The organism is Actinomadura latina NBRC 106108, assembly GCF_001552195.1.
Classification (GTDB): Bacteria; Actinomycetota; Actinomycetes; order Streptosporangiales; family Streptosporangiaceae; genus Spirillospora; species Spirillospora latina.
This window is the reverse complement of the sequence record NZ_BCQS01000019.1, coordinates 199,433-225,267: the sequence shown is the minus strand read 5'-3', so window position 1 is coordinate 225,267 and position 25,835 is coordinate 199,433. Positions and strand designations below refer to the sequence as shown.

General features: G+C 71.2%; 18 protein-coding genes. 10 read left to right on the top strand and 8 right to left on the bottom strand.

From position 1 onward, the window contains the following. The first annotated feature begins 1 nt into the window (after position 1). From AL2_RS24795 to AL2_RS24755, 9 genes are all read left to right on the top strand, one after another. Positions 2–3,721 (top strand): hypothetical protein, encoded by a 3,720-nt coding sequence (locus tag AL2_RS24795; RefSeq protein ID WP_157438339.1) that lies wholly within the window; start codon positions 2–4, stop codon positions 3,719–3,721. After that, a complete protein-coding gene (locus AL2_RS24790) occupies positions 3,721–3,960 on the top strand; it encodes a hypothetical protein (RefSeq protein WP_067637439.1) in 240 nt (79 codons plus the stop codon). The genes AL2_RS24795 and AL2_RS24790 overlap by 1 nt, the downstream gene beginning before the upstream one ends. Then, positions 3,957–6,374, top strand: a complete 2,418-nt coding sequence (locus tag AL2_RS24785; RefSeq protein ID WP_067637437.1) for a LamG domain-containing protein — start codon at positions 3,957–3,959, stop codon at positions 6,372–6,374. The genes AL2_RS24790 and AL2_RS24785 overlap by 4 nt, the downstream gene beginning before the upstream one ends. Positions 6,375–6,387: 13 nt before the next feature. Further along, entirely contained in the window at positions 6,388–8,031 is a 1,644-nt protein-coding gene (locus AL2_RS24780; RefSeq protein ID WP_067637435.1) for a ComEC/Rec2 family competence protein, read from the top strand. 7 nt (positions 8,032–8,038) lie between these two features. Continuing rightward, on the top strand, positions 8,039–12,358 hold the full coding sequence (locus tag AL2_RS24775; RefSeq protein ID WP_067637433.1) for a DUF6603 domain-containing protein: 4,320 nt from the start codon (positions 8,039–8,041) through the stop codon (positions 12,356–12,358). Continuing rightward, complete coding sequence (locus AL2_RS24770; protein WP_067637430.1) at positions 12,351–14,159, top strand: hypothetical protein; 1,809 nt, start codon at positions 12,351–12,353, stop codon at positions 14,157–14,159. The genes AL2_RS24775 and AL2_RS24770 overlap by 8 nt, the downstream gene beginning before the upstream one ends. 309 nt (positions 14,160–14,468) lie before the next feature. Beyond that, a complete protein-coding gene (locus AL2_RS24765) occupies positions 14,469–15,305 on the top strand; it encodes an LLM class flavin-dependent oxidoreductase (protein WP_067637428.1) in 837 nt (278 codons plus the stop codon). A gap of 166 nt (positions 15,306–15,471) precedes the next feature. Continuing rightward, on the top strand, positions 15,472–15,795 hold the full coding sequence (locus tag AL2_RS24760) for a YciI family protein (protein WP_067637426.1): 324 nt from the start codon (positions 15,472–15,474) through the stop codon (positions 15,793–15,795). Beyond that, positions 15,792–17,033 carry an RNA polymerase sigma factor gene (locus AL2_RS24755; RefSeq protein WP_067637424.1) on the top strand — a complete coding sequence of 414 codons (1,242 nt, stop codon included), beginning with the start codon at positions 15,792–15,794 and terminating at the stop codon, positions 17,031–17,033. The genes AL2_RS24760 and AL2_RS24755 overlap by 4 nt, the downstream gene beginning before the upstream one ends. An 84-nt stretch (positions 17,034–17,117) precedes the next feature. Here the strand turns inward: AL2_RS24755 and AL2_RS24750 are convergent, their stop codons facing one another. The 8 genes from AL2_RS24750 to AL2_RS24715 all read right to left on the bottom strand — a co-directional run bounded on the left by AL2_RS24750 (position 17,118) and on the right by AL2_RS24715 (position 24,514). Further along, complete coding sequence (locus AL2_RS24750) at positions 17,118–17,834, bottom strand: hypothetical protein (protein WP_067637422.1); 717 nt, start codon at positions 17,832–17,834, stop codon at positions 17,118–17,120. A gap of 8 nt (positions 17,835–17,842) precedes the next feature. Continuing rightward, on the bottom strand, positions 17,843–20,188 hold the full coding sequence (locus AL2_RS24745) for a fibronectin type III domain-containing protein (RefSeq protein ID WP_157438338.1): 2,346 nt from the start codon (positions 20,186–20,188) through the stop codon (positions 17,843–17,845). A gap of 383 nt (positions 20,189–20,571) precedes the next feature. After that, on the bottom strand, positions 20,572–21,357 hold the full coding sequence (locus AL2_RS24740; protein ID WP_157438337.1) for a hypothetical protein: 786 nt from the start codon (positions 21,355–21,357) through the stop codon (positions 20,572–20,574). Next, positions 21,354–21,617, bottom strand: coding sequence for a PadR family transcriptional regulator (locus AL2_RS24735; RefSeq protein WP_210747930.1), 264 nt, complete (start codon positions 21,615–21,617; stop codon positions 21,354–21,356). Before AL2_RS24735 ends, AL2_RS24740 begins: the two co-directional genes overlap by 4 nt. A 129-nt stretch (positions 21,618–21,746) precedes the next feature. After that, a complete protein-coding gene (locus AL2_RS24730; protein WP_067637412.1) occupies positions 21,747–22,439 on the bottom strand; it encodes an ABC transporter permease in 693 nt (230 codons plus the stop codon). Then, on the bottom strand, positions 22,436–23,344 hold the full coding sequence (locus AL2_RS24725; RefSeq protein ID WP_067637410.1) for an ABC transporter ATP-binding protein: 909 nt from the start codon (positions 23,342–23,344) through the stop codon (positions 22,436–22,438). The genes AL2_RS24730 and AL2_RS24725 overlap by 4 nt, the downstream gene beginning before the upstream one ends. 39 nt (positions 23,345–23,383) lie before the next feature. Next, positions 23,384–24,082, bottom strand: a complete 699-nt coding sequence (locus tag AL2_RS24720) for a DJ-1/PfpI family protein (protein ID WP_210747931.1) — start codon at positions 24,080–24,082, stop codon at positions 23,384–23,386. A 6-nt stretch (positions 24,083–24,088) separates the two neighbouring features. After that, the gene (locus AL2_RS24715) at positions 24,089–24,514 is read right to left on the bottom strand and encodes a hypothetical protein (RefSeq protein WP_210747932.1); all 426 of its coding nucleotides are present in this window, start codon (positions 24,512–24,514) and stop codon (positions 24,089–24,091) included. 122 nt (positions 24,515–24,636) lie between these two features. On the opposite strand from AL2_RS24715, the gene AL2_RS24710 reads away from it, so the two are divergent. Continuing rightward, entirely contained in the window at positions 24,637–25,614 is a 978-nt protein-coding gene (locus AL2_RS24710) for a GlxA family transcriptional regulator (RefSeq protein ID WP_245666881.1), read from the top strand. Positions 25,615–25,835: the final 221 nt, after the last annotated feature.

The following is a 25,835-nucleotide window of genomic DNA, read 5'->3' as shown; positions in this document are numbered from 1 at the left end:
GTTGAGCGCACTTGTGGTCCCAGTGCATCTGGACGCCCTATGCCTCGCCGATGACCTGGACGTCACCGGCCCTTCGACCGACTTCACCCGACTGCCTTACGTCGACCCGGACACCGGCCGCGACGTGGGGGCGGACCTCCCGTACCTCGGGGAGAGCCTGCTGTCCGCGCCGTTCCAGCACCAGAACCTCCGGCTGAAGGCCGGGATCCATCTGCACTGGGCGCTGCCCGACGCCCTGACCCGGCTACAGCAGGCCGGGGGGACGGCCGAGGCGCCGGTCGTCCCCGACCGGTGGCTGGTCACCCGCAGCCGCGACGGGGCGGTCGATGGGCAATGGGTGGTCGAGAGCGACGTGTTCTGCGACTACGGCGAGGCGGGAGTCGCCTACCCCGTCCTCGACGCGCCGGGCCGCCCCTACCGGCGTCTGGGCCGCAGGACGCCGCTGGCGGCGTGGACGCCCACCCGGGACCCGCGGAACCGGCTTCCGGCGCTCAGCGTGGTCGGCCACGGGGACCCGGCTTTCGCGGCCTTCTACCCCAACTGCCACAGCGTCTTCGGATTCCACGACCCCGACTTCACCGGCCGGCCACCGGCGGGCCTGCGCTATGACGTCATGGGCTGGTACGAGGACGCCGGCCGGGACGAACTCGCGCATGTGCTGCGTGCCCCCGCCCCCGGCACCGCCTGGCACAAGACCGTCGCGGAGCGGCTGGGGTGGGCGGCCGACCCCGGTCCCGACGCGCCCCGGCGGATGCTGTGCTTCGGGCAGCTGACCTTCGCGCCTGCCCAGAGCATGGTCAACCCCCTGGTCGCGGGCGCCGAGACCGGTTCATGCGTCGGGCACACCGCGACCGAGGCGCTGGCCGCGCACCTCGGCGCCGTGCTCCCCGGCGTCACGCCGGAAGGACTGGAGGACCTGCTGGAGGCGCTGACGGTGGCGGGCGACCTGGAGAACGCGCCGGTGGACCTTTCGATCGGGCTCGCCGAGGCCAGGCACACCGCCACCTTCGCGCCCCTTCCGGGGGGCACGCTCTGGACGATCCAGCGGCAGGACGAGACAGAGGCGGGCGCGCGGATCGCGGGACGCCCCGCCCCCACCGCGCGCGAGCGGCAGGACCGTGAGCGGATCGTCCTGCCCCCGGCCTTGGACGACCTGCTCGGCGAGCTCAACGAGGCCCAGGAGCGGTACGACCGGGCACGGCAGATCCTGACGGGGCTGCGCGGGCGGCTGTTCGCCGACTGGCACAAGTACCTGGTGTGCGCCGACCCGCCCGAGATCGGTGACGGCGGCTATCCCGATCCCAGCCAGGTCGCCTTCTTCCTTGAGCGCAGTATGGCCGACATCGACGAGCTCGCCGACCGCACCGGCGCCTACCCGCCGCAGGGGCCGGGCGACAGCCTGGCGCACCGCCTGGAGGCCGCGTACAAAGCCGTGGACGCGGCCCTTTCGGAGGTCGACGCGACAAGCGGGGCGCGGGCCGCGCACGTCCTGCGGGGGGTGCCCGCGCCGAGCCATTATCAGCCCAACGACCCCGTGGTGCTTCTCACCGGGGCGGCCGCGACACCTTCCGACCGCTACGGCCAGGACGGCGCATACCGCCCGGACGGGATGCTGCAGTGCGCGCGGCTCGACGCGGAAACCGGCGAGCTGGACACGCCGGACCGGGTCGCGGCGCTGCGGGAACGCGTCGCGGGCTCGGCCGCCGCGCTCCCCGTCCCGAACCCGGCGGTCCGGCAGTGGGAACACGCGCCGTGGCACCCGGTACTGCTCCAGTGGGAGGCCGAGTTCTTCCCGGCGAAAGCGGGCGGCAACCTCGACTCCGCGCACCGGGACTACTCGGCGGACTACATCACCCGCAACTACGTGCTGCCCGACGAGGGCGTCGAACTGCAGGCCCGCACCGGCGACGCCATCCCGGACGGGGGCGCCAACGTCTACACCGGCACGACCGTCCTGTCGCCGGCCGCGCGCCCCGTCCTGTCCGCCCGGATCCTGTACTACCTGGCGGGAAAGGTGCTCGACGGCTACAACGCGGCGCGGCGCGAGGCCGGGCTGCCCACGGTCGAGCCCAAGGAGTTCCGCGACGCGCCCGGCGAGGTCCTCGACTGGTACGAGACCAACGGGACCGACGCCCGCCTGAGGACGCTGACAGCCGTGCACCGCCACCTGTCCGCCAACGCCGACAACAACCTCTCGCAGAGCCTGGGCGGCTTCAACGACTCGCTGCTGATGCTCAAACTCGCCCGCCAGCTGCCGGTGGCCGACCCGGTCGGGTTCCCCACCGAGCAGGAGCTCGCGGGGCGGGTGGCGGCCAGGGTCGGTGGCGAGAACCGGTACGCCCCCCAGCCGAACCACGATTTCAACCCGATCCGGGCCGGGGAGGCCAAGATCGAGCGGCTGCGGATCGTCGACAACTTCGGCATCGGCCACGACGTCGACGTGACACGGATCCGCACCACGACACGGCTGCGGGCGGCCGAGCACCCCGACCGGGTCGCGATGCCGCCCCGGCTCGTACAGGCTGCCCGGCTCCGGCTGCGCCTGCTCGACGCCGGCCACGCCACCAGGCCGCTCACCGGACTGCCGGAATGCTCACCGGTCTGCGGCTGGCTGGTCCCGGACAACCTCGACGACAGCCTGCGGGTGTACGCCGCGGACGGTACCTGGCTGGGCTCCCTGTCCGCCCTGGCGGGCCCCGCGTCCTGGGAACCGGCCCCCCTCGGGGGAGGTGCCGCCGACATCGACGCGCTGGGCAACGCCCACCTGCGCAGGGTCGTCGCCTGGCTGCGCGACGCCCAGGGGGTCGGCGACCTTCTCGGCGTCCTGGACGACGCCCTGGCGGCGGTCGAACCGGCGGACGCCGCCCGGCACCGCGACAGGGCGGTGCTCGCGGGCCGTCCCGTCGCCGTCGTCCGCGCCGAGGTGAGCCTGGACCTGAGGGAGCCGCCCGCCGTCCACCAGGATTGGAACATCTTCCGGAAGGACCTGGGCCGCGGCGTCCGGGAGAGCAACGGCTACCCCCTGGTCCGCTTCCCGGTCCGGATCGGCGAGGCCGGCCGCCTCGGGGACGGGACGCTCTGCTACTGGCTGGAGCGCCCGGACGGAACCCTCGAAGACCGCTACCACGCACCCCTCGACCAGCAGGAGACCCCGCTGGTGGTGGCCGCCGACCTGGCGCCCCGGTACCTCACGTTGCTGGCCGATCCCCGCGCCGCCGTGCACGCCACCACCGGGATCCTGCCCACCGAGTCGGTGCGGATCGCCGCCGAGCACCAGGCCGCCGCCCAGGACCTGGAAGTGGGATTCCTGGCCGCGCCCGTGCTGACCGACGGCGACCGGATCGCCGTCCCGCTGCCCGCCGAGCAGGACTCGTTCTGGTCCTGGCGGGAACGCGACGGGACGGCGTGGCTGGAGACCTCCAGCCCGCCCACCGTGCGCCGCGCCGACCTCGCCGAACTGGGCGACGCGGCCTGGCAGGCGCTCACCCGGGCGGGCTGGCTGACCGAGGTGGGCGACGGGACGGCGCTGATCACCCCGGCGGACCGGCGCCCGGCGCCGCCCCCGGCGCTGGAGCCGCTGCGGGCACGGATCGAGGCGCTGCTGGACCGTCCCTGCATCGAGGTGCCGCACGCCGACGCCCGGTTCCCGGCCGGCCTCACCGTGCGCGAAGGAGAGCTGGTCCTGCGCGCCGTTCCCCCCTCCGAGCAAGGAAATCCGTGATGCCACAGATCACCCTCACGCTGTCGCTCCAGGAGACGAACCTGATCCTGGAGGCCCTCGGCGACCTGCCGTACGCGCGGGTGTACGAGCTGGTCAACGCGATCCACCGGCAGACTCTCACCCAGGTCGAGCCGCACGCCGAGCCGCACGTCGAGCCGCACGTCGAGCCGCATGTAGGGCCGCACGTCGGGCCGGCTCCCGCGCCCGTCGCACCGGTGTCCGCGGGAGGTGCGGCATGAGCGGCGACCTGCTGCTGCACTGGCCTCTCGACCGCCTCACACCCGGCGGCCTGGCCCTGGACTCCTCCGGGAACCGCCGCAACGGCACCGCCGAGGGCGCCCCCACCGTCAAGCCGGACGAGCGGTTCGGCAGCTGCCTGGTCCTTGACGGCGTCCACGACGCCGTGCTGCTCGGGGACGTCCCCGACCTGCGTTTGACCGCCTACACCGCCGAAGCGTGGGTCAAGGCCGAGCCGCCGCAGGCGGACGCGCACATGGTCATCGTCGGCACCGTGGACGGCTTCTCGGTGTCGGTGGACCCGCAGGGCGCCCTGCACCACACGCTCCCCGGCGCCTCCTACGCCAGCCCGCCGGGCGCTTTGGAGCGGGGCGCCTGGCACCATGTCGCGGTCACCAGCGACGGAAGCTCCGCGGTGACCTACCTCGACGGCGCCGAAATCGCCAGGAACGCGGTCCCCGCCGGAGCCGCGGCGGCCGGGGCGGCGCCGGTGGCCGGACGCGATCCGTCCACCCGCGGAGACCACCTGGCAGGGTCCGTCGCGCACGTGCGGGTCTACGACGGCGCCCTCGGCCCGGTGGAGATCCAGCGGGACCGCGACCGCGACGAGTCGGCGGCGGCGGCGTTCACGCGAGCCCACCCGCTCGACTTCGACCTGTTCAACGCCAACGGGCAGCACGTGCTCTACATCGACGACGCCCCGGCGGGCCAGACGATGACGCTGCGGATCGTCAACACCTCGCGGGACGACCTGGAGCTGCGGTCCGCCGGGCCGGAGGCGTCCGAAACCGATCACCACCTGGCGCTGCGCTTCCGCGCCGGTACCCTGGCCGGCCCGCCGGTCCTGCAGACGCCGGGGTGGTCGATGCAGGCGGACGGGACCACGCTGCACCTGCTGCGCACCGACCCGATGGTGATCCCTGCGGGCGGATCGACCGACCTGGAGCTGGCCGGGGTCCGGGCGGACGGCGCGGGCGGCACCCGCGGCACCCGGGTGGAGGGGGCCTATCAGCGGATGGGGTGCGTGGGCCGGCCGGAGGAGGTGACCGGCTCCCGGCTGCACTTCCTCGAGGTGGTCAACCACCAGGGACGTCCCGACATCCCGCTGCACGTGGGCTTCGCCGGCGGAGACCGGGTGCTCAGCGACGGCGTGAGCCCGAGCTCGCTGTGCGTCCGCCTCGCGAACGTGTCCCCGGACGCCGCCGTCAAGCTCACCGGTACGGCCGGCGCGGCGGACGCCGCCTCGCAGTTCGTGCTGTCCTTCGACGTGCAGCACCCGGACGAGGAACGCGAGTGGGCGCTGACCGATGCGGGCGAGGCCGACGACGTCATCCTGGAAACGGCGGCGGGCCCGTCCGCGGAATGGGACATCGCGCGGGACGACCTGGGCCGGACGGTGCAGTGGACGGTCACGCCGCGGGAGGACACCGAGCTGTCGCCCGCGTCGCCGCTGGACCTGAAGCTGTCCAACATCCACGCCCTGCCCCTGGCCGGCCACGCGCCGATCACCGTGGCCTATCGCAACGTCCCCGGCTACCAGGACGGTTTCGACACCGTCATGGCCGAGCGCACCCCGCTGCTGTACACCGCCGACGACGTCATGATCGGCACGACGACGCCGTCCGCACGGCTCACGGTCAGCGCCGAGAAGGACCATCTGCGGCTGTACCGCGAACCCTCCACCGCGACCACCGGGGCGGTCCTGTTCCTGGACCTGGTCCAGGACGAGACGCCCGTGCAGGTGTACCCGGGCATCGGGCTCCAGCAGACCGGCCTGTTCCAGCACCGGATCGAGGGCCGTCCCGACGGGCTCCACCTGCGGACCGGCCCCCCGGAATCGGAGTCGGCGGCCGACCTGCACGTCAAGTTCGTGTACGGGGACGGCGCCACGCTCGCGTCGCTGCGGGTGACCGGCGACGCGGGCATCGGGACCGACACCGTCCCCGCCCGCCTGACCGTCGGCGCTGAGTCCGAGCACCTTCAGCTCCGCCGCGATACCGCGCCGCCCGCCGGGAACAAGGTGCTCTTCCTGGAACTGTTCCAGAACGACGCGGCCGACGTGGTGTACCCGAGCATCCGGTTCCACCACTCGAACAGGTTCTGGCACCGGCTGGAGGCCCGCCCTGAGGGGCTCTACGTGAAGACCGGCCAGCTCGACTCCGACGACATGGCCGACCTGTACGCCCGGACCCTGCACACGACTTCGCTGGCGATCGGGGACGTGGCCATCGGCCGGGCGGAACTGGAGATCCTGCGGCGGCTGGCGGCCGGCCAGCTGGAGATCGACCTCCTCAACGTCGCCCACAACGCGTACGCCTACGCCTCCGACATCACCTACGACGCCCAGCGGAGCTACATGTTCGCCTCGGCCACCGCAGGCGACTTCCGCCGCTGGCGCGTCACCTCCCCGCAGTGAGGAGCCCGAACACATGGCCTGGGAACTGCACATCTTCACCCTTGACGTGGGGCATGGCGACGCGGCCCTCATCGTCGCGTCGAATCCCGCCACGACCGAGGCGCGCACGATGCTGATCGATGGCGGCGACATCGACAGAGCCGAGTATGTGCACACCTTCGTCAGAGCCGTCCTGAACCAGCTGGGTGACATACCGCTCGATCACATATTGGTGAGTAACTACAAGACCGAGCACCGCAGCGGCATTGTCAAACTGCTTCAGGCCGACAACCTGTTTCGTCTCGCCGACGAGATCGCCGCAGCCGCCGTGCGCGAAGCCGCCAACACCATCGGGAACACAAGCCGCGCGGCCCGCGCGGCGGTGGGGGCGTACGGCGCCTGCCTCGGCGGTTACGACACCCCTGCGCTCGGCGATGTGATCGCACAGATAACACGGATGGCAAATGGCGCACAGGCCGACCTGAACGTCTTCGACGACCAGTCCGGTGCCGTTTTCGGACGCGATTATGCGGTGGCCCATATGCCGCAGGTGTCCCCGATCAACCGCCCATTGATCGGAGCCAGATCGGCAAGCGCCATCGCCGTCGAAATCGGCCTTCTGGCATCTCGGACCCTTGTCCTGCTGGGCGCGGGCGCCACTGTTCCGGACGCCCAGGTGCGGACGGCAACCCGGGTGGCCCTCCGCCAGGAGATCATAGAAACGCTGCTGGCCCGGCTTCAGGCGACCGGCGAACCACGCGGACGGTACGTCGCCGAGGGAACGCGATTCAATACAGAGGGATTCTACAATTCCACACATCTGATAGAGGTCGGCCCCCAGGAGACGCTCGGCGCGGACGTGGTCGCCAACGCGACGGCGGGGCAGTTGATGGTCGATGGGGATTACGCCCAGGTGCCGGGTCTCGGGCGCACGCACACGCAGACGCCGGCGTTGGGCGCAGAGATTCTGTGGAACTCAGGGTCGCGGGCCATGCTCGCACCGGTGGGTGCGCCGACCGTGTTCGTGGTGGCGGCGAAGGGAAACGTCTGGCAGGGCAACGACAATCCTCCGGTCCCGGTCCCCGACACCGCGAGCCTGGGCAGTGACGCCATCGGCGTTGTCGTTCGCTTCAACCGGTTCCTGCACTACAGCGCCAGCGACCTGCCGCCGGGAGCCTCCGCGCTCATCGCCGGTGCCGTGAGGGCACACGGTCTCGCGAATCCCGGGGGCGGTGAATTCCCCGCCGCCGACCAGGTCACCAGCTTCAAGTGCAGCGGCCATGGTGGCGACAGGACCGTACTGGACGATTTTCTGGAATCGGCCAGGCCGCTCATCGCTTTCATCTCCTGCGGACAGGGCGTCGCCGTACCCGAACTGCCCACGCAGTCGACCATTACGAGGCTGCACGAGAGCACTTCGATCTCCAGGTTCTTCCTGACCAACTGCAGATATCACCGGGAGCATGTCCGGCAAAGCCCGGGACCGCAGGCAAAGAATGATCCGGTGGACAAGTCAAGAGTGGCGGGCAGCAATGGAAGAAGGCCTGTAGTAGCCGGAAATATTCAACTGACCGTCACGGAGGGGGCCTCGAACCGGCAAGGCAAGATTCTAATCCAGTACCACGGCGACAAGGGACTTCCGGTGGTCGGGGAATATCCGCACAGGCAGCCGATGTGAGGGCTTCATGGACCTGCAAGAGCTTGCGACCTACGTCTCCACCGGCCTGGGGAAGCCTGCTTCGCTGAGCGCCGACGACCCGCACTTCCCCGGCGTCCTGCGCGGTCTTCTGGCCACGATGCCCAACCGCCGTCTCACGCTCTCCGACCCCATCGCCACTCCCGTCGGCCAGACGCTCACGCTCTCCGGCGCCTCAGCCGACAGATGGCCGGTCCAGGGCCTCGACGGTGTCGAGATCGCTCTCGATCACGCGGAGGTGGTCCTCACGGACGGCGCCGAGCCGGCGGCGACCGCCTGGGTGAGCGGAACGATGCCCCTCACCGGTTCCGTCCAGGCTCCCGTGAAGGTCGCCTCCAGCCGGGAGCCGTATCCCGGCGGATGGCGGCTCACCCTTACCGGCGACGTTCCCCGGGTCTCACCGTTCGGCCTGCTGACGCTCGGCGAACCCGGCGGTTCCACGGCTCTCCCGGTCCCGCCGGGCCTGGGCGCGCTGACCGAGGACACGACGGTGCCGGCCGCAGGCTTCGAACTCGTCTTCTACCCGGGGACCGGGGCCGAGGCCGAGTGGACCTTCACCGTCCCGCTGCCGCTGGCGGGGTGGACGTTCCTGCCCGGCGTCCCGGCGCTCGATGGTGTCGACGTGCGCGCGAGCGCCACCACCAATTCCCTCACGGTGCTGCTCGTCGGCCATACGGACATCGGCGGCGTGCCGATGGACATCGGGATCGGCATGCAGTCGGGGCAGCACTGGTACGCGTTCGTGAAGCCGACCGCGGCCGAGGCGTTCCCCGGTCTGGCCGACCTCGCGCGCTGGGCCCTGGGCTCGGGGGAGAAGCCGGGCTCGGACACCGCATCGGCGTTCGGAAAGGTGGGGTTCGACACCTCGGCGTTCGACGCCGCGATCAAGGCGGTCGAGGTCGGCTTCGACTGGCGGACCCCGGCCCTGGACTATCTGCGGATCACCAGCCTGCTCACGCTGGGCGCGCTCCGGCTCCAGGTCGCGCTGCGCGTCCCCGAGATCGAGCTGACCGGCTCCCTGGACGAGGGGAAGCCGGTGCCGCTGGCCGACGTGCTGACCGGGTTCGGACTGCCCGCCGGCCGCCTCCCGGACACGCTGAAGGTCACCCAGGCCGGGTTCTCCGCGTCCCCCGGGAACGGGGTCTACCAGCTCCAGCTCGCCTTGGACGACGTCTGGAAGGCCGGACCGGTCGACATCGCGGAACTGGGTCTGGCCGTCACCTACTCCAGCGGCGGCGCCGGCTTCACCGGCACCCTGCACGGGGAGATCGATATCGGTACGTCGATCCGGCTGCTGGTCCTGGCGGCGTACGAGGGCGCGCAGGACGGGTGGACGTTCGAGGGGCGCACCGTGCCCGGATCGCGGCTCCAGATCGGCGACCTGCTCGCCAAGCTGGAGGACGAGTTCGGTCTGAAGGACGTGCCCGAACCGCTGCGGACCCTCGCCCTGAGCGACCTGTCGGTCTCCTACCGGACCGGGTCCGGGGCGTTCGTGTTCACCGCCGAGGGGGACATGACGATCACCGAGGTCGCGGTGCGGCTCGGGGTGGCGATCGCGCCGAAAGGCCCCGGCGAGATCTTCACCGGGTGGCTGGACGTCGCCGTGCCGGCCGGGGACGAGAAGACGTTCGACCTGCGGTTCGACGCGCGTTTCAGCAAGGACACCACCGCCAAGCGGTTCGCGGCGACCTACTCCCATCCGGGCGACGCCCCGATGCCGGACGTCAAGAGCCTGGTCCGGGCGTTCTCCCCGACCGCCGCCGAGCCGATCCCCGGCGGGATCACCATCGACGTCCGGGACGTCGTCTTCGCCCTCGACCAGGCCGCCGCCGGGAAGGGCTACCTGTTCGGGGTCGGCATCGCCGCCACGATCGACTTCGCGAAGCTGCCCCTCGTCGGGGACCACTTCACCGGCCCCGCACCGGCGGGCGTGGACCCGCTGCGGATCATCGCGTCCTCGGCGCGGCTCGGTGCGGACGAGGTCAAGGCGCTCAACGCGCTGCTCCCCGACAAGGTCGGCAAGCTGCCCGAGCGCGACATCGCGAAGGGCTTCGCCGTCGACGCCGTCCTCAAGCTGGGGACGGCGGCCCTGCCGGTCGCGGTCACGGTGGGCGGCGCACCGAAGGAACCGCCCCCGGTGAAGGCCCTGACCGACGGTCAGCCCCCGGCGACCGCGCCGCAGAGCCAGACCGGCGACGACGTGACCTGGCTGAAGGTGCAGCGCTCGTTCGGGCCGATCAAGATCGAGCGGCTGGGGCTGGCCTACCGGGACGGCAGGCTCGCGTTCCTGCTGGACGCCTCGATCAGCCTCGCCGGCCTCACGCTCGCGCTGCAGGGGCTCGCCGTCGAACTGGCGCTTTCGGCCAAGCCCGACCCCAAGTTCGACCTGAACGGACTGGGCCTGTCCTACTCCTCCGGACCGGTCCAGATCAGCGGGGCCTTCCTCAAGGGCGAGATCGCCTACAAGGGGAACAAGTACCCGGCGTACGGGGGCACCGCCCAGATCAAGACCTCCACGCTCGGGCTAGGCGCCATCGGCTCCTACGTCCAGCTTCCCGAGGGTCCGTCGCTGTTCGTCTACGCCATCCTCGACTACCCGATCGGCGGGCCCCCGGTCTTCTTCGTCCGGGGCCTGGCCGCCGGATTCGGGTACAACCGCCGGCTCGTCCCGCCGCCGGTCGACAAGATCGCGGAGTTCCCCCTGGTCGCCGAGGCCGTCGGCAAACGGGAGGGGGACATCGACCTGGCCGCGGAGCTCGCCCGGCTGGCGGACTACCTGCCGCCGTCGATCGGCGACTACTTCCTCGCGGTGGGCGTGCACTTCACCTCGTTCCAGATGATCGACTCGTTCGTGCTGCTGGCCGTGCAGTTCGGGCACCGGTTCGAGGTGGACGTCCTCGGCCTGTCGACGCTGGTGCTGCCCGCGCCGGACGCGCAGGCGGGCGGGGTCACCCCGATCGCCGAAGTGCAGCTGGCGCTGCGGGCGAGCTTCGCCCCCGAGGACGGCTACCTCATCGTCGAGGCCCAGCTGACCAAGAACTCGTTCCTGCTCAGCCGCGACTGCCACCTCACCGGCGGGTTCGCGTTCGCCACCTGGTTCGGCGCCGAGCACCACGGCGACTTCGTCGTCTCGGTGGGCGGGTACCACCCGCACGTCGTCGTGCCGAAGCACTACCCGGCCGTGCCCCGGCTCGGCTTCTCCTGGCAGGTGTCCAAGCAGCTGTCGCTCAGCGGCGGGGCCTACTTCGCGCTGACGCCCTCCGCGCTGATGGCGGGCGGCAGCCTCAAGGCCACCTGGAAGGACGACTCGCTGCACGCGTGGTTCGACGCCGCGATGGACTTCCTCATCGCCTGGCAGCCCTACCACTACACGGCCGCCGCGCACGTGAACGTGGGCGCCTCGTACTCCTTCACCTCCGACGGCAACAACCCGATCAGCGTGCACGCCTCGGCCGACGTCCGCCTGTGGGGGCCCGACTTCGGCGGCACCGCGGCCATCGACCTCGGAATCATCTCCCTCACCGTCACCTTCCCCGAGAACACCCGGGAGGCCCCGGAGCCCAAGGCGGTCGAGTGGTCCCGGTTCAGCGCGGCCATGCTGCCCGAACCCGGCAAGATCGTGACGATCGCGCTCCAGGGCGACAGCCGGCAGGGCGAGGCCGCGCCGAACGACCCGGACAACCCGGACCTGGGCGTCGTCGACGCCGCCGGGCTCGCGCTGCGCACCGACTCCGTCGTGCCGAGCACGGCGGGCACGCGCGGCACCGAGTCGGCGCGGCTGCGGACCGACGGGATGACCACCGAGTTCGGCGTGGGCCCCGTCGGGATCGGGAGGGGCGAGGCGTCCGTCACGCAGCACATCGAGATCACGATGGGCGGCGAGCAGGTCGACGACCAGTTCGGCTACACGCCCGTGGGGAAGAACCTGCCCGTCGCCCTCTGGGGTGAGAGGCTCGTCCCCTCGGCGACCGGGCCGCAGCTCATCGACGACATGCTCGGCGGCTACACGATCCGTCCACTGCCGCCCACGTCGCCCGCCCGGAGCCCCTGGCTGTCCCGGGCGGCCCTCCAGGCGTCGACCCCCTACAGCGAGTCCCGGGTGATCCGGCTGGACGCCCCGCCGCCGGTCGCCGTCAGCGGCGACGACGACGCCCGCCGCCAGGCCGCGATCACCGCGAGCCTCGCCGACCCCGGCACGGCGGCGGCGAGGGCGGCCGCCGTCGCGGCCGTCCTTCCCGACGCGGAGATCGACCTGGCCGGATTCGACCTCGCCGACTTCCACGAGACGCCGCAGGTGGCCCATGACTGATACGACGATCACCTTCACCGACCACCTGGTGCCGGCGCTGGAGGCCGGCGACTACGAGATCACCGTCCGGCAGGAGGTCGGACGCGGGGGCACGGCACTGGAGACCTTCGCCAAGACCGCCAGGTTCACGGTCGCCGGTGAGCGGTTCCTGCTGGCTCCGCCGGTGATCCAGGAGATGTTCCCGCCGGGCGGCAGCGTCGGCGACCACTCCAACGTGCTGCCGCACATCACGCTCACCCGTCCCACACTGCCCTGGGAGCGCGAACCCCTCAAGGACGCCGCCGTGCGGTCGCCGTGGCTGGCGCTGCTGCTGTTCGCCGACGACGACCCGGTGAAAACGCAGGTGCTCCCACTGGGCGAGATCGCCAAGGGGCCCGCGTACTTCCCCGAGGTCGTTCTCGACCGGCACGAGTCGTCCACCGGCAGCGTCACCGTCATCGACGTTCCCGCCAAGCTGCTGCGCACACTGCTGCCCTCGTACGCGGACCTGCGCTACCTGACGCATGTGCGCGGCGGCGAGGGCTCCGAGGCGGCCGTGATCACCGCAGGGCGGCTTCCCGCGCCGGGCGGTTCCAGCTCCGTCCACCTGGTCTCCCTGGAACACCGGTTCCACGACACCCCCGGCGGCCCGGACTTCGACTACGGAGCGCACGACGAGATCCGCCTCGTCAGCCTGGCCAACTGGCGTTTCGCCTGCGTGGACGAGAGGCAGACGCTGCCCGCCATGACCCGTGCCCTCGCGCACGACGCGGCCACCTTCCGGCTTCCCGACAGCGGCGAGCCCCTCGCCGACGGGTTCCTCCGCCAGGGCTTCGTGCCCGCGCGGCACCGGCTGCGGGACGGCGGCCGGAGCGTCGCGTGGTACCGGGGGCCACTAGTGCCGGGCGCCGTCGAGGGGGAGCCGGTGAGCCCGGCCCGCAGTGCCGACGGCCTGCTGCGCTTCCACCCCCGGACGGGCATGTTCGACGTCGGCCATGCCGCGGCCTGGCAGCTCGGCCGCCTGCTCATGCTGCGCAGCGGGGACTCGGCCACGGCGCTCTACGAATGGAAGCGCCGCCGCGCGCAGAAGCACAAACGGGCCGCGCGTGAACGGGCCGACTACCCGCTGGCGGTCACCGAGATCGACGATTCGCTGCCGGAGAACGTCCTGGCCTGGCTCACCGCGTTGAACCGGCTGGAAGGAGTCCCCTTCGCCTACCTGGTCCCCGACGAACGGCTGCTCCCCATGGAGACCATCCGCTTCTTCGGGCTGGACCAGCAGTGGATGCGGCACCTGATCGACGGCGCCTACAGCATCGGCCGGCTGAGCCGGGCCGACGCCGTCCTCGACGCCGCCTCGCCGCTTCCCCTCTCCCATCCGCCGGTCACCGGCGCACTGATCCGCTCCGAGGTGGTCGCCGGATATCCCGGGCTCCTCATCGACGGCTACCCCCACCAGAAGGACACCAAGGCCCCCCTTGAAGTCGTCCGGTGTGACCGGCTCGCCCCGAACGTGCTGCTGTGCCTTTTCAATGGCGTGCTGTCCCGGCTGGATCTCCACCAGCGACCCGAGTCGCAGCACTTCGCGGTCGAGGCGCCGGACACGGACGGGTACGGCAAGAGCCTGCGGGCTACTGGCGACGGCACCGTCCCGGCCCGGTCCCGGGTTCCCCTGTCGCTGGGTCCGCGGCGGACGCTGCCCATCGCTGATCTGGTGTCGGCCATGGCCTCGGCCTTCGACACCGATCCGGCCGATTTCACACCGGGCGACTTCGCCCTGCAGATGATCGAGACCGCCGAACGCGTCACCTTCCTGGCTTAGCCCCATCCAGCGAAAGGGCACCACCGCTCACCTGGCCGCAGTTTGGGCGACACAGGCGGCCCGGAACGTGGTCATGGACCTGCAGGATGCCGGCCGCCGGGCACGGTTGGTGGCCGCGAACTGGCGCGTTGTCGGGTTGCTGACAGTCGGCTGCCGAAAATCCTCGACAGAATTTCTGGGAGGCGGTGTCGGATCGGGGGAGTCGCGTTCGTAGCAGGGGTGAGACGTCGACCGCGCTGTGCTGACCGGCGCGCGGTCGTACGCCGGCAGGACCGGAAGCCATCCCGACTACTGGCGAGGACAGGAACGATGACCGATTCGACGGCAAGCGGCGGAACCCGACCCTTCCGATTCGGGGTCGTTGCCCCGCTCAGAACAGATCTGCCGACGTGGCGAGACCAAGTGCGCCGTATCGCCGGCAACGGGTACTCCACGCTGCTGATGCCCGACGTGCCGCGGTGGCAGCCGGCTCCTGCCCCCACGCTGGCCGTGGCGGCCGCCCTCACCGACCTGCGAGTCGGCTCTTGGGTGTACGCCTCCCCATTGCGCCGGCCGTGGAGCACCGCCTGGGAGGCGCACTCGCTGTCGGTGCTCACCGAGGGACGTTTCGAGTTGGGCATCGGTACCGGCAGGCCCGGTATCGAGGACGAACTCCGCGAGCTGGGACTGCCCGTCGTCCCACCGGGCGAGCGGCTGGCCCAGGTGCGCGAGACCGTGACGGCGCTGCGTGGTCTCGACGGCGCCGCCCTGCGCACGCCGGTGGTGATGGCCGTGCGCGGGCCGAAGGCCCGGGAACTGGCGGCCGGCCTCGCGGACACGGTCGCCTTCGCGTTGATGCCGGGAGACGATCGGGCGGAGATCACCCGGGTGGTGCGCGACTTCCGCACCCTCGCCACCCGGGACATCGAACTCGCGCAGCATGTGGCGGTGATCGGCGATACCGTCGCGCCGTTCATGGCGCCCCCCGACACCGACGCCGCGGCGCTGCGCGCGGCGGACTCGCTGGCGGTGCTCCCGGACGACCCTGCGGCGGCCGCCGAGGAGATCCGGCGGCGACGGGAGGAACTCGGCATCTCCTACTTCGTCTTCGGCGCCGGCTCCGCCGACGTGCTCGCTCCGGTCGTGGCCGAGCTGGCCGGACATTAGGCGGGCCGACAGGCCGGTAACGGACGGGCGGCACGTCGGCGCCCACGCCCGTGCAGGTCTTGGCGGTGTCTCCGACATAGAACGACCATCGGGGCAGAGGTGTTGGCAACCGAGGTGCGGCGGCCCGCACGGGACACGTCCCTCGACCACAGGAGATGATCTTCAGATGCAGTACCTGGTTTCCGTGATCGACGACAAGACCAATCCCGGCAGGACGGACAGGCAACCGGCCATCAGCGCGTTCAACGAACGGCTGATCGCCGAGGGCCACTGGGTCTTCGCGGGCGGCCTCGCGGACACCGACGCGGCCACGGTCATCGACAACCGGGGCGAGGAGGCGGTGTTCAGCGACGGGCCCTTCGTGGAGTCCAAGGAGTACCTCGCCGGTGTCTGGGTGTGGGAGGCCCCCGATCTGGACGTGGCGCTCAAGCTCGCCGCCGAGGCGTCCAAGGTCTGCGATCGGAAGATCGAGGTGCGGCCGTTCCTGTGAACGACGCCGGCGTCCGGGAGGCGATCACTCGCACTCACCGGGAGGAATGGGGCCGAGTGGTCGCGTCCCTGACCAGGCGTTTCGGTGATCTCGACACCGCCGAGGAAGCGGCCGCCGAGGCGTTCGCGGCCGCCGTCGAGCGATGGCCGGCCGACGGCGTGCCGCCCAACCCCGGCGGGTGGCTGACCACCACCGCCAACCGCAAGGCCATCGACCGGATCCGGCGAGAGAACAAGCGCGACGACAAGCACAAGGAGGCGCAGGTGGTGTACGACGACGACCCACCCGAGCCTGTCGGCGCCATCGACGACGACCGGCTCCGACTGATCTTCACCTGCTGCCACCCGGCGCTGGCCATGCAGGCCCGCGTGGCGCTGACGCTGCGCATGGTCGCCGGTCTCACCGTGCCGGAGATCGCCCGCGCCTTCCTCGTGCGGGAGACCGCCCTGGAGCAGCGGATCACCCGCGCCAAGGCCAAGATCAAGGCGGCCCGCATCCCTTACCGGGTGCCGTCGGCCGAGGATCTCCCGGCACGCCTGTCCGGCGTACTCGCCGTCCTGTACCTCGTCTTCAACGAGGGCTACCTGGCCACCGGCCCCGGCACCGACCCCCTACGCGGCGACCTGACCGCCGAGGCGATCCGGCTCACCCGCCTGATCCGAGCCCTCCTGCCCGACGACGGCGAGGTGGCCGGCCTACTGGCGCTGATGCTCCTCACCGAGGCCCGCCACGCCGCCCGGGTCTCGGCCGGCGGCGAACTGGTCCCCCTGGCCGAGCAGGACCGTGGGGCCTGGGACGCGGATCTGATCGCCGAGGGCCACCGGCTGGTACGCGAGCGCCTCGCCGCTGCCGCCGCCGGAGCCACTCCGGGCCGCTACCAGATCCTCGCCGCGATCAATGCCGTGCACACCTCCGCCCGCGACATCCGCGACACCGACTGGTCACAGATCCTCGCCCTCTACGACCAACTCGTCCGCCTCGACCCCTCACCGGTCATCGCCCTCAACCGGGCCATCGCCGTCGCCGAACTCGACGGCCCGGACGTGGCACTGGCCGCCGTCGACCGCCTCGACGACGAGCTGGCCGACTATCACGCCTACCACGCCACCCGCGCCGACCTGCTACGCAGGCTGGGCCGAAGCCGGCAGTCGCGCGCCGCGTACGACAAGGCGATCGAACTGGCAGGCAACACCGCCGAAACCGCCCACCTGATCCGCCGCCGCGACCAACTGGGCTGACAGCCACAGACCCCGACCGGCACCTGCACGCCAACCGGACCTACCCGATACCCGCACGTCACGCCGCATGCCGCGCGGACGCTCTTACAGGCCGAGGGACCGTTGGGCGGCGTCGATGGCGTCTCTCAGTTCTGCGTAGGCCTCCGGATCGTCGATGCGGTCCATGTCCACGCCGCATTCCCGCTGCCATGCTCTGAGCAGCGACATGTCCGTGATCGGCTCCGGGAACGCGGCCGGGTCGAGGCCGGGAGCCCGCTCCACGATCATGTCGAACGGCTCGCCCATGTCCTCGCCGGTGTGGAGGCACTTGTCGTCGTCGGCGTAGAAGAGCACACCGGCGGCGAAGCCCTTGGTCCATTCGGTGAAGAGAGCGGCCAGGCTGGTGGCGGCGCGCATCGTGTTGCTGCTGTCCGGGTCGATGTCGTAGCGCCAGATCTCTCCCTCGCGGTCACCGGCGAGCACGAAGGTGTAGAGGATGAAATCGAAGTGGAACAGCGGCACCTGATGCCGCCAAGGGAAGGGAGTGGCCACCGACAAGGACAGGTTGGTGAGCGCCTCGCCCGCGTCGTCCGGCCATGGCATGAGCCATCCGCTGCTGGGCCAGAGCCGCTCCAGGGCCCATCCTTGGGCGTGCAGCCAGACGAGTTGCCCGGCGACGCGGTCCACGTCGAACACCCGGTGGACCAGGCCGGGCGGCTGCCCGCCGGCGGCGGCGTGATCGGGCCAGGTCAGGCCCGCGGCCGTCGCCGCCGCGCGGTAGCCGTCGATCGCCTCCCGCAGGGTGCGAAGATCATCGAGCATGACCGTCCTCAGGGCTTGGCGGGCGCCATGCACACGCTAGCCCCGGTCGGGGTCACCCGGAAGCCGAAGCTCGGCGCGTTCGCCTCCACCCAGGGCTTCACCGGCAGGACGATGAACTTGTCCGTGTCCTTCACCTTGCACTCTCGGTAGAACTGGTTGATGTCATCGCGTTGGGGCACCGCCTCCGCGGCGGGGACGGGCTTCAGGCTCGCCACCATGCCCGTCAGGTCGACCGCCTGGTTCGTGCTCCAGAACGGGAACTCGTCGCAGACGTCGCCCCTCGGACGGCCGACACAGGCGTTCGGCTTGAACTTCGCCGTCTCGAACCAGCGGCGGCTGTAGCCGGCGGACCGTGCGGCCTGGCCGTTCACGCTGCGCGCAGGCCAGAACCACTGCGCCCGCTGCGGGGGCTGCGGAAATCCGTTGCCCATGGCCTCCACGATGTGGCGGCCGGTCTCCTTCATGGGCGCGAACTTGTAGTTGGTCCCCCCGGGGACATAGACGGAGAAATTGTCGCCGCATCCGGCGTAGGGGCTGGTCGGGTGCCCCTGCTGGGCCGCGCACGCCCGGTCCACGGTCGTCCTGAACCTGCTGTCGTCTCCGCTCGTCCAGGCGAACGGAAGCGCGTACAGGCCGGTCAGGTCTTTCGTGATCTTGACCGTCTCGGCGTAGACCGTCAGGCTGTTGAAGAACTCGCCCTCCTGCAGCCACCAGTCCTCGTAGGTCCCGAAGTCGGTCGTGTAGTCGATCGGATACTCGAGGAGCCCGCCGATGGCGATGGGCGAGGCGTCGATGATCGCCCATACCGTGCCGAGGACGACTCCGACGACGACGCCGATGGCGATGACGAGGAGCCAGGAGACGGCGGCGGCGCTGCCCGCGGCGACCTCGGCGGTCGCCGCGGCCTCCACCGCCTTCTCCAGGACGACCGCGCATCCGCCCTGCAGGCACCACGTGATCGGCTGGACGCCCGGCTGGAAGAACTTCGCGCGCAGCTGGCCGGGGGTGAGGCCCGCCAGGTCGTCCACGGACGAGAGCAAAGGTCCGCGGTTGGGCGGCGCCACGTCCTTGAGGAGTTCGGTGACGTCGTCGGAACACTTCAGGACCTTGTTGTCGGACTGCCGGAAGCTGTCGATGCACGTGCTGTCCGGAACGGAGTAGCAGCCCGTGAAGAGCTCCGTGCCGCCCGCCGGTGCCGGTACGCTCCCGCGCGACGACGCCGCGATGTAAATGTCGCCTCCCCGGCCGGTGCACGCCGAGGCCTCGGTGGCGGTCGTCTGCGTCGTCTCGGGCGACACCAGGTAGGGGCCGGTGGTGGTCGTGAACGAGCCGTTGAGATCCCGGCCCTTCGTGCCGTCGGCGCGCACCGCGTCCACCCGGAACGTGTGAGGCGTGCTCTCCTCCAGCTCGGAGACCGGATACTTGACGACGTCGTCCTCCGTGCACGGGGTCGCCGGGGCGCCGGCGGCGTTCGTGCAGTACCGGTCCAGCGGGAACTCCTCGATCTCCTCGTCGTCCACGAAGACCCGGTAGGTGGCGTCCGCCGATGCGGTCGGGGGGAGATAGGGGTGCCAGGAGGCCACCGCGCCGCCCTGGCTCACGTCCAGGGTGAGGTCGGCGTCGGACGGCGGCGGCGGCTCCTTCGTCGTGAAGGACGCGGTGGCGGGCGTCTTCGACGTGTTGCCGGCCAGGTCGACGGCCACCAGGGAAACGGTGTGGTGGCTGAGCGGCGCCAGCCCTGTGACGGTGTAGGAACGGGTTCCGGTCGAGATGTGGTGCGCGGACCCGCCGTCGACACTGATCTCGTATCCGGCGAGACCGTAGTTGTCAGTGGCCGCGCCCCAGCTCACTTTGGCCGAGGTCGCGGTGATGTTGCCGACGGTCAGGCCGGGGACGTCGCTCGGCGGGATCAGGTCGACCACGGTGAAGGAGCGCTCGATCCGCGCGGTGCGCTTGGGGTCGCGCTCGGCGCGGGCGCACAGCTTGTTCGGACCCAGGTGCGGCGGCCGCATGCTCGCCGTCCATGACGAGGCCCAGGCCGCAACGCCGTCCGGCGGCGGGCCGATGGTGAACTCGGACACCGCCACCCGCTCGTCCGTGACGTCCACCATGTCCGCGTGCTTGTGGAGGATGCCGTTGACCTGGATCTTTCCGTGTTCGTCAACGGCGACCCGGCCGCTTTCCGCCGGCTCGTCGACCCGCAGCCGGATGGAGGCGTGGTTCTCCTCCGGCTCGGTCATGCCGGCGCACCACCCGCCCTGCGGTGCATCTGCCACGTCGGCGGCCGCCTCGGTGACCCGCAGGCCGGCCGGCGAGCCGGGCAGGAGCGCCAGCACGACCGAGAAGGCGACCAAGACGGCGCATAAGCGTTGACCTGCGTATCGACGAAGCATTCGCCTACTCCCGGCACTTAACCACGCAAATGGGACAAATTGGCTTGCCGCGACTATAGATCGGCCGACTCGCAGCGACTCGGGTGTGCGACGACCACGTCCGGCCACGAACGTCGAAAGCGGGCAGCGCTGACGCGCCATCAGTCACTCGCCGGGGCGTGATATCGGATGGGCTAAAAGAAGGAGCGCCGCGTTCCGTTAACGTGCGCGTGGATTGGAACGGCCACGCGAGGTGATCACCTGTAATGCCTCAGGTCGCTCACCCGTGTTCAGCGCGCCTTTCCCCTTGAGGGCGGTCGTCAGCTGATGCCGGTACACACATGTTTCCGCCTGCTGGGCGACCGTTATCCGCCGTCGGTCATTATCGGCTGGCGGCTGTCCCGGAGTACCAGGCTGAAGGCCGGCAGGAGCGCGAGGAGGGCCATGGCCACCCCGATCGTCGGCAGGTCGGCTCGACGGCCTAGGGAGAAGCCGAGCACGGTCGCGGCCTCGGTGGCCGCGCCGGCGGCCAGGACCCACGTGCCGAGGCGCAGCCGGCCGGGCCGGGGCGGCGCGACCACGCGGGTGCCGAGGTCTGTCGCGATCCGGCAGGCGCGGACGGCTCCGAGGGCCAGGGCGGCCCACCAGCAGGCGAGCAGGACGGCCCGGGCCAGTACCGGCGTGCGGCCGTCCACCCAGAGGTGGGCCGCCGCCACAACGGCCGCGGCCGTCCCCGCGGGGACGGCGAACCGGGCGGCGAACGTGCGGGTGAGGACGAGGACTCCGGCGACGGACGGTCGTGGCAGCGGGGCCGCGAGGGCGAGCCCGGCCGCCATGAGCGCGAGTCCGGCGGACATCATCGGCGAGTGGCCGACGCCACGGGAGAGCGCGCCGTCCGCCTCGATGGCCATGTGGGAGATGAACCAGCACAGCGCCGTGAGGGATATGGCCATCGTGGTGATCCGCAGTTGCCGCTGAGCCCGGGAGCGGGCCGGCCAGAGCGCGGGATGCAACCACATGTCGGCGACGCCGAGCAGGGTGTTGGGCCAGGACCGCCAGCCGGCCGAATCGATCTCGGTCTCCAGGTCGGGGCCCCACCGTTCCCGGAACGCCTCCGGGTACAACCGCACCAGGACGCGACCGGGTGTCATGCCGAAGTCACCCCGAGGTTGCGGAGGCCGACGGCGGCGACGTGAGCCATGCTCCGCAGTTCGGCCTCGAGCGCCCGGCGTCCCTCGGCCGTCAGCCGGAGAGGGCGCTGGCGGCCCTCGCCCTCCAGGTACTCGACGAACTGCTTCGCCTCCAGCCGGGTGAGGGCCCCGTACAGACTGCCCGGGCCGAGCCGGCGCCCGGTGAGTTCCTCGATCGCGGTGTTGATGGCATAGCCGTGCATCGGCCCATCGGCCAGCACGCACAACACCAAAGTCTGTGAATCATTGACCTGCACGGCTCCCCCCTCCGCCGACCTGTGCTACGCGGCAAGTATTACGCATCGAGTAGCTGCTCTGCCAGTGCGCGCCCCTCAGCTGCTGACATCGCGTTAGCTGCTGACATCGCGGCGGAGGAAGAGGGCGAGCGCTATGACGTCGAGGACGATGAACGGGAGCGCCGAGTGCAGGGCTGCTCCGAGCGGTGACATCCCTTGCTGGAGGTGGTTGAGGGTGATGTCCTGCAGGATGCTGCCCGGCAGCCACTTGTCCAGGGTGTCCGAGCGTCCCTGCAGGCCCTTCTCGGCGGGGAGTATCCAGACGAGCGTGAGAGTGAGGGCGACCGGCACCGACCGGGTCAGGACTCCGACGGCGTGGCCGAAGAAGGTGAGGGCGGCTCCGGCGAACGCCAGCTGCCCTGTGGCGGCGGCCATCGCGCCGAAGCCGGGCACGTCGCCCATCGCGCCGCTGAGCGCGTAACCGGCCAGGCCGGTGATGAGTGAGGTGAGCACTGCGAAGGTGAGTGAGGCGGTGAGCTTGCCGCTGAACACCTCGGTGCGCGACGGGCGCGAGATGAGCCAGGACCGGATGGTTCCGCTGCTGAAGTCGCTGGAGGCCACCACCGCGGCGCGTCCCATGAGGAGGGTGGCGGTCAAGATGGCCACTTGCCGGAAGCCCCACAGCGGGCTGTGGTGCTGGGGGCCGGCGTTGTTCATCGAGAAGAGCGTGAAGGCGATGCACAGCAGGATGAGGGCGGCCGACGACCGGTTGGCGAAGCGGAGGAGTTCCGCGCGGTAGGACTTCACGGCTGGGCTCCGGCGGTGGTGGCGGTCTGGAAGGCCGCTTCGAGGGTCGGGGTGACGTGGCTGAGCTCGGTCAGGTCGATCCCGGCGGCGGCCGCGGTGCTGAAGATCCGCTGTGCGGTCTTGTCGCTGTCGCCGCAGAGTTCCTTGATGTGGATGGCGGGGCCGTCGAGTTCGCCGGGGATGCCAGTGTTCGCCAGGAGGGTCAGCAGGGTGCGGTTGGCGGTCTCCTCGGCGGTCCGCACGCGCAGGCTGGGCGGGCCGACGAAGGACGCGAACGGGCCGTCGTAGCGGACCCGGCCCTCATGGATCAGGGTCAGCGAGTCGGCGGTGCCCTCCAGCTCGCGCAGCTGGTGGCTGGAGACGATGACGGCGGCGCCCTCGTCGGCCACATGCCGGATGAGCTGGCGGAGCCGGCGGATGGCCTCGGGGTCCAATGCGCTGGTGGGTTCGTCCAGCAGCAGGATGCGGGGCCGTCCGAGCAGCGCGATCGCGATGGCGACCCGCTGCCGGTAGCCCTGCGACAGGGCGCTCACGCGGCGGTCGAGGACGTCGTCGACGCGCGCCAGCTCGCCGACCCGCCTGATGTCGGCGGCGCCGGCGCCGGTGAGCGTCGCGTGGATGCGCAGGTTGCGCCGCGCCGACAGCCCGCCGAACAGCGCTGGGGCCTCGATCATCGCCGAGAGGGCGCGGCCGTCGCGGACGTCGGCGACCGAGACCCGTCCCGCGGTGGGACGGACCAGGCCGGTGATGAGCCGCATCAAGGTGGACTTGCCCGCGCCGTTGAGGCCGACGAGCGCGGTCACCCTGCCGGGGCGCGGGGCCCAGGAGACCGACTCGACGGCCGTGGTGGCGCCGAACTTCTTGGTCACGTTGTCGAGCACAACGGGGGCATCGTTGGTAGCCACGTCCGGAATAATACACGGCGCGTACTACGCGGCACGTATCTATGAGAAATGGTGGCCCTCGTGCGGCGGTTCGGTTGATCGTGTCGCGGCGTCCAGGGCGGCCGCGTCGTATTCGGCGGCCAGTTCCAGAACGTCCTGGGGGGCGCGCAGCGGGGATCCGGTGTCGAACGGAGGCTGCGGGTCGTACTCCGTCCAGAGTTGGACGGCCTGTGCGGTGCGCGCGTCGGTGAGGAGTTCGACGAGCCGCAGCGCCATGTCGATCCCGCTGGAGACGCCCGCGGCGGTCGCGACACGGGCGTCGTGCTCGACCACAACGCGCTCCGGAGTCGGGACGGCGCCGAACAAGGGAAGTTTGTCCAGGTGCCTGTAGTGGGTCGTCGCGCGCAGGCCCTTGATCAGGCCCGCGGCGCCGAGGATGAGCGATCCCGAGCACACCGAAGTCGTCCAGCGTGTGGTGGCATGGACGTCGCGCAGCCAGGACGGGAGCGCACCGTCCAGGACGTGCACGGTGCCCGGGCCGCCGGGGACGACCACCACGTCCGGGCGCGGCGCCTCGTCGAAGGCCACGGCGGTCAACTGGAGCGTACGGTGGTCGTCCAGGACCGGGCCCGGTTGCTCGGCGGCGAACACCACCTGCGTGCCGGGTGCGGAGGCCAGCATCTGGTACGGGCCGACGGCGTCCAGGGCGGTGAACCCGTCGTACAGCGGGATGACGACCTTGATATCGGGCGGGGTCATGGCGACTCAGCGGGCGTACGCGTGCCGGTGCCGGAGCAGCACGGCCAGCATCGCGGCCATCATCAGGATGTGCGCGGCCGTCATGAACGCCATGGCGCTGATGGCGTCGGCCCAGACGAGCGGGACCAGCACCGCCGGGACGTACATCGCGGCGCACATCTCGCCCGTGCAGGCCCAGCCGTGGCGGCGCAGGCGCATCCAGGCGGCCATGCCGATCGCCATGTCGGTGGCCATGAGCAGGTAGTGGGCGCCCGGCCGTCCGTCGAACGCGACCGTGAGCCCGAGAAGATCGCGGAGAGCGCCGAGGACGAGCATCCCGGCGAACATGGCGAGCACCATCTCGATGTAGTGCAGGGCGAGCCGTCGCCACGCGCCGGTCGCGGGCGCGGGGGGTTGTGTATCGGATCTCGGGGTGTGCGTGCTGGTAGCCATGGCACCACTGTCCGCACGCCGTGGCTCGCCTGCCAGTTCTGAAGGCGGCGGGGTCCGAAATCTTGGGGTGGCCGTCCATCGGACATCGCAGCGATCGGGCGGAAGGGCAATACCGTGACCCTATGCACGACCCTATGCACGAATTGCGCCGCGTCCTCGTGGTGGGCTACCCGGCGGCCGAGCTGCTGGACATCGCCTGCGTCGTGACGGCGCTCCAGGTGGCCAACCACCTGCACCGTCGCGGCATCTACGAGGTGTCGCTGGCCTCACCGGGCGGACGGCCGATCCACACCGGGACGGGCCTCACGGTGCAGGCGCAGCAGTCGCTGGAACGCGCCACCGGACCATTCGACACGCTGGTCGTGTCCGGGGGGATCGGCTACGTCGACGCGATGGAGGACGGGCGGCTGGTCGCGCACGTGCGCAGGCTCGGCCTGGTCTCGCGCCGCGTGTCGTCGGTGTGCACGGGCGCCGGGGTGCTCGCGGCGGCGGGGCTCCTGGACGGACGGCGCGCGTCGACGCACTGGGAGCACGCCGCGTTCCTCGCGAGCCGGTTCCCGGCCGTCGAGTTCGACAGCGGGCCGATCTTCGTGTCCGACGGGCACGTGTGCACGTCCGCCGGGGTGACCGCCGCGCTGGACCTGACCCTGTCGTTCATCGAGTCCGATGTGAGCCCCGACCTGGCCCGGGACGTCTCGCGGCAGCTGGTGACGTACCTGCAGCGGCCCGGCAACCAGGCGCAGATGAGCATGTTCACCGCTCCCTCGCCACGCCACTCCCTGGTCCAGGACGCCGTCGCGCACATCGCCGGGAACCCCGCCGCGGACCTGTCGACGGCGGCGCTCGCGGCCCGCGCGGGGGTCAGCCGGCGTCATCTCGCACGCCTGTTCCTGGCGGAGCTGGACATGACCCCGGGTCGGTTCGTGCGCCGGGCCCGCAGCGAGGCCGCGGCGCACCTCCTGACCGGCACGGCGCTGACCGTGGAGACGATCGCCGCGCGCTGCGGGTTCCGCAGCGAGGAGGCACTGCGCCAGGCGTTCCGCGGCCTGTACGGCGTCTCGCCGTCCCACTACCGCGCCACCCAGAGCACCGCGCGGTGAGGATCGCGATCAGCCGCCTGCCGGAGGCGGCTCCCCGGCCGACCGGGTCTACGGGCCGCAGGCAGGGAATTCGCTCCTGTTGCGGGTACGGGGTGAAGAGCTGAGCCGTCCGGGCGATGGAGGGCCGTGTCCCGGCAAGGCGGTCGGGATGGGCTGCGCGGCGTGTCCCGGTTGAGGCCGGTGGGGGCATTCGGAGTCAGGAAGAACGACCTTTCGGAGGC

Bases quoted from the DNA above. Each gene is read 5' to 3' on its own strand.
- AL2_RS24790 (WP_067637439.1), top strand. From the start codon at position 3,721: ATGCCACAGATCACCCTCACGCTGTCGCTCCAGGAGACGAACCTGATC.
- AL2_RS24785 (WP_067637437.1), top strand. From the start codon at position 3,957: ATGAGCGGCGACCTGCTGCTGCACTGGCCTCTCGACCGCCTCACACCC.
- AL2_RS24780 (WP_067637435.1), top strand. From the start codon at position 6,388: ATGGCCTGGGAACTGCACATCTTCACCCTTGACGTGGGGCATGGCGAC.
- AL2_RS24775 (WP_067637433.1), top strand. From the start codon at position 8,039: ATGGACCTGCAAGAGCTTGCGACCTACGTCTCCACCGGCCTGGGGAAG.
- AL2_RS24770 (WP_067637430.1), top strand. From the start codon at position 12,351: ATGACTGATACGACGATCACCTTCACCGACCACCTGGTGCCGGCGCTG.
- AL2_RS24765 (WP_067637428.1), top strand. From the start codon at position 14,469: ATGACCGATTCGACGGCAAGCGGCGGAACCCGACCCTTCCGATTCGGG.
- AL2_RS24760 (WP_067637426.1), top strand. From the start codon at position 15,472: ATGCAGTACCTGGTTTCCGTGATCGACGACAAGACCAATCCCGGCAGG.
- AL2_RS24750 (WP_067637422.1), bottom strand. From the start codon at position 17,834: ATGCTCGATGATCTTCGCACCCTGCGGGAGGCGATCGACGGCTACCGC.
- AL2_RS24740 (WP_157438337.1), bottom strand. From the start codon at position 21,357: ATGACACCCGGTCGCGTCCTGGTGCGGTTGTACCCGGAGGCGTTCCGG.
- AL2_RS24720 (WP_210747931.1), bottom strand. From the start codon at position 24,082: ATGACCCCGCCCGATATCAAGGTCGTCATCCCGCTGTACGACGGGTTC.
- AL2_RS24715 (WP_210747932.1), bottom strand. From the start codon at position 24,514: ATGGCTACCAGCACGCACACCCCGAGATCCGATACACAACCCCCCGCG.
- AL2_RS24710 (WP_245666881.1), top strand. From the start codon at position 24,637: ATGCACGACCCTATGCACGAATTGCGCCGCGTCCTCGTGGTGGGCTAC.